This is a genomic window from Leifsonia sp. Ger2509 (assembly GCF_055231915.1).
Genome location: NZ_JBUYVB010000003.1, coordinates 2068697 through 2082217, shown reverse-complemented (window position 1 = coordinate 2082217; position 13521 = coordinate 2068697). Strand labels below are relative to the sequence as shown.

The window sequence follows — 13521 nt, the reverse complement described above, 5'->3', positions numbered from 1 at the left end:
GCCGGCGCTGAGCGGAGAGGTTTCCCGTCCATGACCAACCAGACCAGGGAGCACGCCGAACCGCCCGCCCCGACCACGCACCAGGCCGAGGCGATCGCACGCGAGGAGGCGCACACCGCGCACAACTACCATCCGCTGCCGGTGGTGATCGCATCCGGTGAGGGCGCGTGGGTGACCGACCTCGACGGCCGGCGCTACCTCGATTGCCTGGCGGCCTATTCGGCCGTGAACTTCGGTCACTCGAATCCGGAGCTGCTGGAGGTGGCGCACGCCCAGCTCGACCGGCTCACGCTGACGAGCCGCGCCTTCCACAACGACCAGCTCGGCCCGTTCGTCGAGGCGCTCGCCGAGCTCGCCGGCAAAGACATGGTTCTGCCGATGAACACCGGCGCCGAAGCCGTCGAGTCCGGCATCAAGGTGGCCCGCGCCTGGGGTTACCGCGTCAAGGGCGTGCCGGACGGCCGCGCCACCATCGTCGTCGCGTCCGGCAATTTCCACGGCCGCACCACGACGATCGTGAGCTTCTCGGACGACCCGGACGCCCGCAACGATTTCGGTCCGTTCACCCCGGGTTTCCGCACCGTGCCGTACGGGAATGCCGCGGCGCTCGCCGACGCGATCGACGACGACACCGTCGCGGTCTTGATCGAGCCTATCCAGGGCGAGGCGGGCATCCTCGTTCCTCCGGCCGACTACCTGCCGGCCGTGCGCGCGATCTGCACCGAGCGCAACGTGCTGTTCATCGCGGACGAGATCCAGTCCGGTCTCGGGCGCACGGGTGCGACCTTCGCGTGCGATCTCGTCGGGGTCGTCCCCGACCTCTACCTGCTCGGCAAGGCGCTGGGCGGCGGGATCGTCCCCGTCTCCGCGGTCGTGGGGAACGCGGACGTCCTCGGTGTGCTCCGGCCCGGCGAGCACGGTTCGACGTTCGGCGGCAATCCGCTGGCCGCGGCCGTCGGACGTGCCGTGGTCGGGATGCTCGCCACCGGAGAACCGCAGGAGCGCGCGCGCCTGCTGGGGATGCGGCTCCACACAGGCCTCGAACGTCTCATCGGTCGCGGCGTGGTCGCCGTGCGCGGCGCCGGCCTCTGGGCGGGGATCGACATCGACCCTGCGCTCGGCACCGGGCGCGACGTGTGCGAACTGCTGATGGAACGCGGTCTGCTCGCGAAGGACACGCACGGTTCGACCATCCGCCTCGCCCCGCCGATCGTCGTCGACCCGTCCGATCTGGACTGGGCGGTCGACCAGCTAGAGGCCGTCCTGCTCGAACTTTCGCTGCGCTAGCGTGCGGTTAACCCGGAGCGAAGGCTTCGAGTACTCTCAGTGAAACTCCGGAATCTCCGGCGTCTTCCCATGCGCGTCCGCCTCTAATGGAGGAGGGGATCGACCGATTCCTTCATCCGGCTCCACCGGCGGGAGGGCGTGCAGACCGTGCTCGACAGCGTTCGTGCGCCCGCAGTCTCGCCCCCGCGCCCGGCGAGCGATCTCCGCCGCGACCCCCGGACCATCCGAACCGCCTCCATCCTCTCGGTTCTCGCGTTCGCCCTGTCGGCGCTCGGATCGTGGATACCGTCATTCTGGGGCGACGAAGCCGCGAGCATCATGTCGGCCCAGCGGTCGCTGCCCTCCCTGTTCCGGATGCTCGGCAACGTGGATGCGGTCCACGGCACCTACTACTTCGTGCTGCACTTCTGGATCCAGGCCTTCGGGACGTCGCCGCTGTCGGTGCGGTTGCCGAGCGCGCTGGCCGTCGGAGGAGCCGTGTTCGGTGTCGTCCTGCTCGCGGAACGGCTGGCCGGCCACCGGGTCGCCGTGCTGGCCGGCTGCGTCTGCGTGCTGCTGCCCCGCGTGACCTACATGGGCGAAGAGGCGCGGAGCTACGCGCTGAGTGCAACGTGCGCGGTGTGGCTGACGGTGCTGCTCGTGCGGGCGCTCGAACGGCGTGAGAGCCGGGTCGCGCGGTGGTGGCCGTACGCGCTGCTGCTCACCGCATCCGCCTACCTCTTCCTTTTCACGATGCTTCTCGTCGTCGCGCACCTCGCGATCATCCTCACGGTCACACGATCCTGGCGGGTGCTTCGGGCGTGGGGCGTTGCGGTGCTCGCCGCACTCGTCGCCGCGAGTCCGCTCATCTACTGGGCGTTCCGCGAGCGCAAACAGATCGCCTACCTGCAGACGGCCGACGCGGTGAACGCGCAAACGGTCGGGGTGAACCAATGGTTCGGCAACGTGGGGCTTGCCATCCTCGCATGGGGACTCATCGGTGTCGGCGTCGTGGTCGCCGTGCGTGCGATGCTGCGTGCGCGGGACCGCAGGCGGGGCGGGATCGCGGATGCCATCCGTTCGCCGCGCGGGCGGGCCACGGCCTTCCGAGCGGCCGGCATCCTCACGCCGCGTGCGGCCGGGCTCCCGAGCCTGTTCGTGGTCGCGGCGGCGTGGGCGTTCATCCCGATGCTGCTGCTGCTCGTCGGCGACCTCGCGAGCGCGATGTACACCGTGCGGTACCTGTCGTTCGCGGCGCCCGCCCTCGCTCTGCTCATCGGACTGGTGCTCGCCCTGCCGGCGCGGCGCTGGGTCTCGGTCGTCGGCCTGGTCGCGGTGCTCGCCGCATCCGTCCCCAGCTACGTGTACCAGCGCACGCCGTTCGCCAAGAACGAGAGCGACTGGGCGCAGATCGCCGACACGATCAAGACCCATGCGAAGGCGGGGGATGCGGTGGTCTTCGACCAGACGCTCAAACCGTCGCGGCGACCGCGGCTCGCCCTGCACACGTATCCGGCGGCGTTCGCCGGGCTCAGCGATCCGACCCTCGCGGTGCCGTTCCAGCACAACACGTGGTGGTGGGACCAGGTGCACCAGGTCGGCACGGTCGCCGGGAGGTTCCGCGACATCGAGCGGGTCTGGGCGGTCGAATACCGGCTCCCCGATCAGCCCGCCGACACGTGGGGGATCTCCGAACTGCGCGCGCTCGGCTACAGCGTTACCGCCGAGTATCCGGGCCACCGTTCGGTCGTGTACGAGCTCACGCGCTGACGGGCTCGTCGAGAACGACGGGCTCGTCGAGAACAGGGAAAAGCATCCCAAGATCGCGTAATGGGGTGCTTTTTCCTGTGCTCGACGACGGGTCGGGAGGAGGGCCAGGGGTTTCGGCCCGGGCGCGTGAGTGGCACGATAGGCGCCATGAGCGACGTCGTGGACGAAACCGACCAGGCATCCGCATCCGGGGGCGAACAGAAGACCTTCTTCGGTCAGCCGCGATCCCTCGCGACCGTCTTCGGCGTGGAGATGTGGGAACGGTTCTCGTTCTACGGCATGCAGGGCATCCTGCTCATCTACCTCTACTACTCCGTCCAGGACGGCGGGCTCGGCATCCCGCAGGCGACGGCGGCCGGAGTCGTCGGAGCATACGGCGGCGCGGTCTACCTGTCGACGATCCTCGGAGCGTGGCTGGCCGACCGGGTGTTCGGGTCGGAGCGGGTCCTGTTCTGGAGCGCGGTCGTCATCATGGCCGGGCACATCTCCCTCGCGCTCCTGCCGGGCGCCTCCGGGGTGATCGTCGGGCTCCTCCTCGTCGCGTTCGGCAGCGGCGGACTGAAAGCCAACGCGACCAGCGTCGTCGGCACCCTCTATTCGGAGAAGGACCCTCGCCGTGACGCCGGCTTCTCGATCTTCTACCTCGGGATCAACCTGGGTGCATTCTTCGGCCCGCTTCTCACAGGCCTGCTGCAGACCACCCTCGGCTTCCACTGGGGGTTCGCGCTCGCCGCGATCGGGATGGCCATCGGTCTCACCCAGTACGCGTTCGGGCGCAAACGCCTGCCGGCCTCGTCGCACGAGGTCACGCATCCGCTGCCCGCCTCGCGCCGCCCGCTCGTCATCGGCATCGCGGTCGCTGCTGTCGTGATCGTCGTGGCGCTCGTGCTCTTCGGCGTGATCACTGCCGACCGCCTCGCCCTGATCGTGATCGGACTGACCGTCGTCGCCGCCGTGACCTACTTTATCGTGATCCTGTCCAGCAAGCAGCTGAGCCCGGACGAGCGTTCCCGGGTCGTCGCGTTCATCCCGCTCTTCATCACCAGCGCGGCCTTCTGGTCGCTCTACCAGCAGCAGTTCACCGTGGTGACCATCTATTCGGACAAGCGGCTCGACCGCGACCTCTTCGGCTGGGAGTTCCCGGTCTCGTGGGTGCAGTCGATCAACCCGATCTTCATCATCATCCTGTCCGGGGTGTTCGCGGCGATCTGGACCAAGTGGGGCGACCGGCAGCCGTCGACGCCGGTCAAGTTCGCGGCCGGAACGATCGTCATGGGGCTGGCGTTCTTCCTGTTCCTGTTCTGGGCGGGGGGAGGTCCGAACAGCACGCCGCTGCTCGGGATGGTGGGCATCCTGCTCGTCTTCACGATCGCCGAACTGCTCATCTCGCCGGTCGGGCTGTCGGTGTCGACGAAGCTGGCGCCGCACGCGTTCCACACGCAGATGGTGGCACTGTTCTTCCTCTCGGTCGCGCTCGGCACGGCGATCTCGGGGCAGCTCGCAAAGCTGTACAACCCGGCGACGGAGGGCCTGTACTTCGGGCTGATCGGCGGGATCGCGGTCGTCATCGGTGTGCTGCTGGCGATCATCTCGCCGTGGGTGCTGCGGCTCATGCGCGGCGTTCGCTGACCGCGCGCCCACGCCCATCCGGTCGCGGCCGTCGAGTACAGGAAATCCCAAGACCGCTACTTGGGATGCTTTTCCCTGTGCTCGCGTCGCGGTGTGGGAGCATGGGCGGGTGACCCAGGCGCATCCTCTCGAGACCGAAGCGTTCATCCTCTCCGAAGGTCCCGTGTGGGATCCGTCGACCGGCCGCGCCGTCTGGGTGGACCTGGAGGCGGGCCGCATCCTCAGCGCCGCGTGGTCGGATGGCCGGCTCGGCGAAGTCCGGTCCGTCGCCGTCGGCGAGCAGGTCGGATGCGCGTTCCCGATCGACGGCGGCCGCTACCTCGCCGCGCTCACCCGCGAGCTGGCGATCGTCGAAGCCGACGGAACGATCCAGCGCGGCACGGCGCTCACGCCGGAGGGCACGCGGTTCAACGACGGCAAGATCGACCCCGCCGGACGCCTGATCGTCGGCACCCTCGCGCTGAACGAGGAAGGCTGGGATCACCTGCTGCTGCGGCTCGAGCACGACGGAACCGTGACCACACTCGACGACGACCTCGGCCTGTCCAACGGCCTCGGCTGGTCGCCGGACGGCGGCGTCTTCTACTCCATCGACACTCCCCGTCGAACGGTGTTCCGTCGGTCCTACGATGTCGCGACCGGCGCGGTCGGGGCGCGCGAGGTGTTCCTCAAGCTGGACGCGTTCCCCGACGGCATGTCCGTCGACGCCGAGGGCAACCTGTGGATCGCGATCTGGGGCGGCTTCGAGGTGCGCTGCTACGACGCATCCGGCGCCCGGGTCCCCGACGCGACGCTCTCCGTGGATGCACCACACGTGTCGAGCGCGGCCTTCGTCGGGGCGGACCTCGACCAGCTCCTGATCACGAGCGCCTCCCGTGACCTGTCGCCGGAGGAACGCGTGCGCTGGCCGCACGCCGGCGGACTGTTCGTCGCGCAGCCCGGCGTGCGCGGCCTCGCGTCGACCCCGTGGCGCGAGGTGCCCCTCCCGTAGCGCCGGAGCTGTCGAGTTGGCAGTCGTTGTGGTTTCGAACTGGCTCAAAACATCAACGAGTGTCAGGTCGAGGTGGCCGATCGGGAAGAATGGGCGGCATGGCTGAACTTCTCGCGGTGTGCAGGGTCGACCGCCTCCTCCCGGATACCGGCACGGTCGGAGTGACCGCGATCGACAAGCGCCCCGTCGACGAGCCGCTGCGTGTGCGCCCCTTGGGGCTCTACGGCGACGTCCAGGCCAACCGCAAACACCACGGGGGAGCGACGAAGGCGCTCTACGCGTATGCCGACGAGGATGCGCGGACCTGGGCGGATGCGCTAGACCGCGAGATCCCGCCCGGCCTGTTCGGCGAGAACCTGCGCACCTCGGGACTCGACGTGTCGGGTGCAGAGATCGGCGAGCGGTGGCGCGTCGGCGACGAGCTCGTGGTCGAGGTCACCTGTCCGCGGATGCCGTGCGCGACGTTCCAGCGACGGATGCGCGAACCCCAGTGGGTGCGCCGGTTCACCGAAGCGGGCATGCCGGGTGCCTACCTGAGGGTCGTCCACAGCGGGACGATCGCCGCCGGCGATCCCATCGAGGTCGTGTCGCGACCCGGTCATGGGGTGACGATGGCGTCGTGGTTCACGCGGGCGGATGCGCGACAGGCGGCCGCACTCGCGCAGGCCGAGCGGGCCGGAGCCGTCGCACTCGTGCCCGAGATGCACGAAGCGATGGCCAAGCTCAGCTGATGAATCGACCTCTATTGAGCACTAGAATCGCACAATGGAGCTTCGCCAGCTGGAACACTTCGTCACCGTCGCAGAGGAGCGGCACTTCACCCGTGCCGCCGAACTCCTCCAGATCTCGCAGTCGGGACTGTCCGCATCCATCCGTTCCCTCGAACAGGAGCTGGGCACATCCCTGTTCATCCGCAGCACGCGCCGCGTCGAACTGACGACCGCCGGGCAGGCGCTCCTCGCCGACTCGCTGCGCACCCTCGCAAGCGCGGCGGCAGCGCGGAATGCCGTCGCTGCCGTGCGCGGCCTCGTGCGCGGACGCCTCACGATCGGAGCGGAACCGTGTCTCGGCGCGGTCGACATCCCGGCTGAACTGGCTTCCTTCCGCACGGCCAACCCGGGCGTCGAGGTGCGGCTCCGCTACGCGGGCTCCGTCGACCTGGTCGAGTCGGTCGCCGGCGGGAGGGTGGATGTCGCCCTCGTCGTCGACACCGGCCACACTCCACCCGGGGTGCAGTTGCGCCCGCTCAGCACCCAGGCGATGCTCGTGCTCTGCCATCCGGACCACCGGTTCGCGGCGCTCGACGCCGTCGACCTCGATGAACTCCGCACCGAGTCCTTGGTCGGATTCCAGTACGGATGGGGCGCCCAGGTGCTCGCCCGGCGCGCGTTCGCGACAGCCGGGTTCGACTACCGCGCGGCGCTCGAGGTGAACGACGTGCATCCGCTGCTCGACCTCGTCGGCTACAACCTGGGTGTCGCGATCGTGCCGGCCAGTTTCGCGAAGAAGCGGCCGGACACGTTGCGCGCGATCCCGTTGCGCGGCGACGTGCCGGCGTGGACGGTCGCGGTCGCGGTGGCCGACGAGCCGAGCCCTGCCGCAAAGGCATTCCTCGAGCAGCTCGACCCTGCGTGACGAGCGCGGCGGAGCCGCAGCGCCCACGAGCCGCGGGCCGCGGGGATCCGCGGCCGACCGGTCTGAGCGGCTCACGCGTCGAGCGCGGCGAACTCCTCAGCGGTGAGCTCCAGGTCGAGGGCGGTGACCGAGTCGCGGATGCTCTCCGGGCGCGAAGCCCCCGGGATCGGGATCACACGCGGCGACTTCGCCAGCTCCCAGGCCAGCGCGACGACCTGCGGGCTGACACCCCGCGCATCCGCCACCGCGTTGAACGGAGCGAACCGCTCGCCCAGCTGGCCGGCCGAGCGGATGCCGCCGAGCGGACTCCACGGGAGGAACGCGATGCCCAGCTGGTCGCAGAGCTCGAGCTCCGGCTCGCTCGACCGGAACGCCGGCGAGAACTGGTTCTGCACCGAGACGAGCCGGCCGCCGAGGATGTCCTGCGCCTCGCGAATCTGGTCCGGGTCGGCGTTCGAGATGCCGGCCATGCGGATGACGCCCTCGTCGAGCAGGTCCCGGATCGCGCCGACCGAGTCGCCGTAGGGAACCGAGGGGTCGGGCCGGTGGAACTGGTAGAGCCCGATCGCGTCGCCGCCGAGCCGGGCGAGCGACGCTTTCGCGGCCTCCTTCAGGTACTCGGGGCGCCCATCCACGTACCAGCTGCCGTCGCCCGGGCGAAGATGCCCGCCCTTCGTCGCGACGAGCACACCGGAGGTGTCGCCGCCCCACCTCGCGATCGCACGCGCGAAGAGTTCTTCGTTGTGGCCGACCTCGTCGGCGTGCAGGTGGTACGCGTCGGCGGTGTCGAAGAAGGTGACTCCGGCATCGAGGGCGGCGTGGATGGTCGCGACAGATCGGGCGTCGTCGGGACGGCCTTCGATCGACATCGGCATTCCGCCGAGGCCGATCGCGCTCACCTCCACGTCGCCGATCGCGCGGGTCTTCAACTGTGTTCCGGTGTTCGTCATTACCCCAGCCTCCGTCGAAGTCAGTCAGATGTCCAACAGGAGGTGCGGATGGGATTATGCGGTCGGAGGTCTGAATGCTGTGCCGAGTGTGACCGCCCCGGTCGAGCGTGGCGGGCGGAGCTGACGGGCTCGTCCGGAACGGGCACGCTCGGGGGCGGCGGCCGTCAGGTCCGGACGGTCAGGTCGGCGCGTGCGCGGGTCGGCTCGATCAGGAGCGCGTTCGCTCCGTCGACATCGCGCGCCCAAGCGAGCGCGGCCTCGGCGGTGCGTCCGTGCCGCATGTGGCGGTCGGCGAGGCGGCGCATCCGCTCGGGCTCGGGCGCGGTGCAGAACCACGCTTCGGCGAGCAGCGGGCGGATGCGCGACCAGGGCTCCTCATCGACGAGCAGGTAGTTGCCCTCGGCGACCACGATCCGCGTCGCGGGTGCGATCGCCAGGTCTCCCGCGATCGGCTCGTCGACGGCGCGATCGAATCCCGGTGCGTAGACCGTGTGGTCGAGTTCGTGGTGGATGCGCTCCAGCAGCGCCACGAAGCCCCATCCGTCGAACGTGTCGATCGCGCCCTTGCGCTCGCGGCTGCCGAGGAGATCGAGGGTGGCGTTCGCCAGGTGGAACCCGTCCATCGGCAGATAGGCGGCGTCGATGCCGCGCTCGCACAGAGCGCCCACGAGGTCCGTGGAGAGTGTCGTCTTTCCGGAACCCGGACTGCCTGCGATGCCGAGGACGACCCGTTCATCCGGTTGGACGAGCCGTGCGGCTCGGGCCGCCAGTGACTCCAGCAGGCCGTCGTCGTAGGTACCGCGAGGTCGCCAGGGAGTCATTCGTCCATTCTGGCGGTGGGACTCGGTTCGATGGGCGGCGCTCAGAGCGCGAGCGCGGCTTCGAGCTCTGCGTCGGTCGGCTCGACCAGGTGGCGCCCGTCGGGGAAGACGATGACGGGGATGTTCGTGCGGCCGCTGATCGCGAAGGCGCGGTCGGCACCTCCGGGCACGGAGTCGAGGTCGACGTAGGTGTACTCGGTGCCCAGGCGCTCGAAGACGGCCTTGGAGCGGCGGCAGTCGCGGCACCAGTCGCCACCGAACATGGTGACGCGGTCGAAGGATTCGGGAGTCGAGGTCATCCGTCAAGCGTAGGCAATCGTCGCTGAACATCCGCTCAACGCCGGCGAGAGTGCCTCGCGCGCCGGTCACTCTCGGCCGGAACCGACGCCCTCGGCAGAATACTCGGGCGCATCATCGGCAGAATGGTCGCGCGCGACGACCGCCGCGACATCCACCGGCGCGGCAGGCATCGGCGAGACGCGCCCACGGTACCGGATCACCCCGATCACCACGAGCACGAGCCCGAGGCCGCCGGAGAGGAAGAGCTGGCTCCGGGTCTCGTCCTGAAGCAGCATCGCGACGCAGAGGGCGGCGATGGCGATGATGGTGAACCAGGTGAGGTACGGGAAGAGCCACATCCGCAACTGCAGAGTGTGGCCGGCGCGGACGGCCAGCCGGCGCATCCGGAGCTGCGAGATCGCGATCACGAGCCAGACGAAGAGCGCGATGGCGCCCGACGAGTTCACCAGGAACAGGAACACCTCTTCGGGGAACAGGTAGTTGAGCCCGACCGTGAGGAAGCCCACGACGGTGGCGGCGAGCACTGCGGCCCTGGGCGTCCCCCCGCGACTGGTGCGCCCGAGCGCTGCCGGAGCATCCGCCCGCCGGGCGAGCGAGAACAGCATGCGGCTCGCGGTATACATCCCCGAGTTGAGGCAGGAGAGCACGCTCGCCAGCACCACGACATCCATGACCGTCGCCGCTGCGGGGAACCCGAGTGAGTCGATCACCGCGACGAACGGGCTGGTCGCCACGGATGCGCTGTCCCACGGCAGCAGCGTCACCACGATCGTCATCGAGCCGATGTAGAAGATCATGATGCGCCAGATCACCGAGCGGACGGCGGCGCGCACTGCTGCTGTCGGGTTGGCCGTCTCGCCCGCTGCGATGGTGGCGATCTCGCTGCCGACGAACGAGAACACGACGACGAGGATGGCCGTGCCGATCGCGGCGGCGCCGTTCGGGAAGAGCCCGCCGTGGTCGAGGAGGTGCTTCGTGCCCGGCGGGGTCACTCCGGGGATCAGCCCGGCGATCGCAAGGACCCCGACGGCGATGAACGCGATGATCGCGACCACTTTGATGCCCGCGAACCAGAACTCGAACTCGCCGAAGAACTTGGTCGAGATCACGTTCGTGAGAGTGAGGGCGACCATCAGGCCGAGCGCCCAGGCCCATTGCGGGACCGCGGGCGCCCAGCGATTCAGGATGAGGGCGCCGGCCGTCGCCTCGACGCCGAGGACGATGATCCAGAACCAGGCGTAGAGCCAGCCGATCGAGAACCCGGCCCAGCGGCCGATCGCCCGGTCCGCGTACGTCGAGAACGATCCGGTGTCGGGGTTGAGGGTGGACATCTCGCCGAGCATCCTCATCACGAGGATGACGACGATCCCCGCCGCGGCGTACGACAGCACCGCGCCTGGCCCGGCCTGCCGGATGACGGAGCCGGAGCCGACGAAGAGGCCGGCTCCGATCACTCCGGCGATCGCGATCATGGAGAGATGGCGTCGTTTGAGGTTGTTGGCCAGGCCCTGGCTCGGTGTGGTCTGCATCCGCACTCCTTTGTCGTTAGGTGACATAGTAGTGAGGTATATAAGCACGATTGCAAATCCTGGGGCACGCAGCGCCGCCGGCGACGCGCCCTACAGGGTCAGCTCGTGCGACCCAGCGGCCAGCGCCTCCTCCGTGCCGTCGGCGTGCACGAACACGACCGGCACCGGCGACGCGACCGTGACCGCGTCGCCGTCGACCGTCACGTGAACGTACCCGTGCGGCGTCGGCGCGGCTCCCTCCGCCCGCCCGAGCGTTCCGAGGGCCGGTGCGACGCGGACGGATGCGAAGCCCGGTTCGGCCGGCGTCACCCCGAGCACGTACGCGACGAGGTCGCGCGTCGGCGTGCTGCTCCAGCCGTGCACCGGTGTGCCCCATCCCCAGCACTCGCCGAACGTGTCGTACCCGTCCACGAGGAACTGCGACCAGCGGCGCATCAGCGTGACGAGGTCGCCGGCGCGGCCGCCGAGCGCGACGGCGTCGTGCACGACGTACGAGTAGAACGGCTCGGCGATGACGACCTCGCGCTCGGCATCCCAGTCGATGCGCTGGATTCCGCGCATCTGGTCCGCGATCTTCTGCTCGTCGTAGGAGCCGTCTGCGCCGCCGATCCAGGAGCGGACGACGAGCGTCGACGGATCGGTGATCGTGTCGAGGATGCGGTCCCAGCGCGAGCGGGGCGCCAGGGCGGACACGATCGCCGTGGCTCCGGCGGCCTGGGATGCGGGCGCTTGCCGCTGCCCGTCCAGGATGTGGTCGACGTAGGTGCCGCGCCCCTCATCCCAGAAGTCCTCGAACCCGCCGGCGGCCGCCGCGATGAGCCCTTCAGCCCACTCGCCCGCGCCGGCATTGGCGGCGAACCGGCTGAGCTCGGCGAACTCGGCGAGCCCCCGGGCCCACAGCGAGGTCAGCAGCGAGCTGCGCCCGGTGACGAACACGCTCGACCAGTCGACGAGGTTCCACTCGGGAACATCGGCGAGCGTGCCCCGGTCGTCGACGTAGGGGAGGTACCAGCGGAGGATCCCCTCCACTGTCGGCAGCAGTGCGCGCACCTCGTCGAGGTCGCCGAGGTAGCGGTAGAGGTTGTGCACGCCGTGCACCCAGTGCAGCGACCAGTCCGGGATCGTGTACCCGCCGGACGACTCGATCTCGCCGACGACGCTCATCGGCAGGATGCCGTCGTAGCGCGGTGAGTTCCCGAGCGCGGTGTACCCGCGGGCGAGCCGCCAGTCCTCGTTGGTGGCGAGGTGGACGAGCTGGTGGACGACTCCGTCGCCGACCCAGGCGCGCTGCTCGCGGGTCGGGCAGTCGGTGAACGCATCCTGCGCGTTGCACTGCACGGTGCGGATGCCCGCCCGGTACAGCGCGTCGATCTCGGCGTCGTCGGAGCGGAAGAATGCCTCGCCCGTGTGCGGGTACAGGCGCTCCTGCACTTCGATGCCTTCGATCACGGTCGAGGCGTCGCCCCCGCTGATGAGCAGGTGGGCGAAACGGATGCCGTTCACTTCGACCGCGTCGAACCGGTCGTCGTGGCCGCGCGCGATGTACCGTGCGCCGGTTCGGGGGATCGAGAAGCTCGTCGATTCGTCGGCGCTGTGCGGGCGCTCGCGGTAGAGGATGTCGAACGTCGTCCCGGCCGCCGCCTGCAGCGTGATGTGCACGGTGCCGACGACCACGCGCCCGAAGTCGAGGCTGACGATGCGGGACATCCCGTGCCCGGTCGGCACGGCGAGCGGGAAGGCGGCGGCCGGATCGCCCGACACCGCGTGGCCGCCGAGCGCGGCGCGCACGCGCGTGACCGGATGCTCGCCCGGAGCCCCGAGGAATGTCACCTCGTCGCTCACCCGTATCTCCGCGGGCGCGACGCGCGGCCCTCCGACCGGGGCCGTCCCCCGCGGCCGCAGCGCGCCGTACGGGTCGGTCGGCGGCCGGGTGCGGCCGAAGCCTCCGATGTGGGCGGCTGGGCGACGATGCGCGTTCGGCCACACGCTGTCGTCGAAGTCGGGGGAGTCCCAGCCGACCGGGAGCTCGCGCGCATCCACCAGTTCGACGGGGACGCCGTCCAGGCCTTCGAGGTCGGGCGAGGTCCAGGCGGTCGAGCGGTGCACCCGCCAGTCGCCGTCGGAGACGAGCCAGTCGTCGCCCAGGCGGGCTTCGAAGGCGAGCACCGCATCCAGGCCGATGCCGCCGTTGGCGACGGCCGGCTGCCAGAACGCGGTCGGATGCCCGTAGTACGTGACGAGGACGGCGATCGCATTGTCGCCCTCGCGCAGCAGCGGCGCCAGGTCGTATTCGTCGAACTTCAGTTTGCGGGGCTGCGAGCGGGCCGGTCCGCGGCCCACTTCGACCCCGTTGACCACGAGAACGTACCGCGAATCGGCGGTCAGGCGTGCGGGAGCCGTGGCCGGCACCGTGCTGAGGGCGACGGCGGTGCGGAAGATCGTCCGGTGGAACGGAGCGCGGGGCTCGGTCGTTCCGAGTGAATCCGGCGATCCGGCCGAGGGCGGCTCCGAGCCGATCCAGTGTGCGCGCCAGCCGATCCCGCTGAACGCGGAGGCGGGCGAGGCGACGACGGCGGTGCTGGGTGTCATCTGCTTCTCCTCGATGTCGACTTCGTTGTCGGCGGTGTCCC

11 protein-coding genes are annotated in these 13521 nt (G+C 69.8%); 6 read left to right on the top strand and 5 right to left on the bottom strand.

Annotation, left to right across the window (positions count from 1 at the left end):
• The first annotated feature begins 30 nt into the window (after positions 1 to 30).
• The 6 genes from rocD to ACV7NN_RS10170 all read left to right on the top strand — a co-directional run bounded on the left by rocD (position 31) and on the right by ACV7NN_RS10170 (position 7291).
• Complete coding sequence (gene rocD / locus ACV7NN_RS10195) at positions 31 to 1287, top strand: ornithine--oxo-acid transaminase (RefSeq protein ID WP_463349461.1); 1257 nt, start codon at positions 31 to 33, stop codon at positions 1285 to 1287.
• A 147-nt stretch (positions 1288 to 1434) separates the two neighbouring features.
• Complete coding sequence (locus ACV7NN_RS10190; protein ID WP_463349460.1) at positions 1435 to 3036, top strand: glycosyltransferase family 39 protein; 1602 nt, start codon at positions 1435 to 1437, stop codon at positions 3034 to 3036.
• A gap of 147 nt (positions 3037 to 3183) precedes the next feature.
• On the top strand, positions 3184 to 4665 hold the full coding sequence (locus tag ACV7NN_RS10185) for a peptide MFS transporter (protein WP_463349459.1): 1482 nt from the start codon (positions 3184 to 3186) through the stop codon (positions 4663 to 4665).
• 109 nt (positions 4666 to 4774) lie between these two features.
• A complete protein-coding gene (locus tag ACV7NN_RS10180) occupies positions 4775 to 5656 on the top strand; it encodes an SMP-30/gluconolactonase/LRE family protein (RefSeq protein ID WP_463349458.1) in 882 nt (293 codons plus the stop codon).
• Positions 5657 to 5754: 98 nt separating this feature from the next.
• A complete protein-coding gene (locus ACV7NN_RS10175; protein WP_463349457.1) occupies positions 5755 to 6387 on the top strand; it encodes an MOSC domain-containing protein in 633 nt (210 codons plus the stop codon).
• Positions 6388 to 6421: 34 nt separating this feature from the next.
• Complete coding sequence (locus ACV7NN_RS10170; protein WP_463349456.1) at positions 6422 to 7291, top strand: LysR family transcriptional regulator; 870 nt, start codon at positions 6422 to 6424, stop codon at positions 7289 to 7291.
• A gap of 71 nt (positions 7292 to 7362) precedes the next feature.
• On the opposite strand, the gene ACV7NN_RS10165 is transcribed toward ACV7NN_RS10170, so the two are convergent.
• The 5 genes from ACV7NN_RS10165 to ACV7NN_RS10145 form a co-directional block, all read right to left on the bottom strand.
• On the bottom strand, positions 7363 to 8220 hold the full coding sequence (locus ACV7NN_RS10165) for an aldo/keto reductase (protein ID WP_463351275.1): 858 nt from the start codon (positions 8218 to 8220) through the stop codon (positions 7363 to 7365).
• Positions 8221 to 8405: 185 nt separating this feature from the next.
• Positions 8406 to 9062 carry a nucleoside/nucleotide kinase family protein gene (locus ACV7NN_RS10160; protein ID WP_463349455.1) on the bottom strand — a complete coding sequence of 219 codons (657 nt, stop codon included), beginning with the start codon at positions 9060 to 9062 and terminating at the stop codon, positions 8406 to 8408.
• A gap of 41 nt (positions 9063 to 9103) precedes the next feature.
• Positions 9104 to 9361, bottom strand: coding sequence for a glutaredoxin family protein (locus tag ACV7NN_RS10155; protein ID WP_463349454.1), 258 nt, complete (start codon positions 9359 to 9361; stop codon positions 9104 to 9106).
• Between the two features lie 66 nt (positions 9362 to 9427).
• Entirely contained in the window at positions 9428 to 10891 is a 1464-nt protein-coding gene (locus ACV7NN_RS10150; RefSeq protein ID WP_463349453.1) for an amino acid permease, read from the bottom strand.
• Between the two features lie 90 nt (positions 10892 to 10981).
• Positions 10982 to 13480, bottom strand: a complete 2499-nt coding sequence (locus ACV7NN_RS10145; RefSeq protein ID WP_463349452.1) for an alpha-L-rhamnosidase-related protein — start codon at positions 13478 to 13480, stop codon at positions 10982 to 10984.
• Between the last annotated feature and the right edge of the window lie 41 nt (positions 13481 to 13521).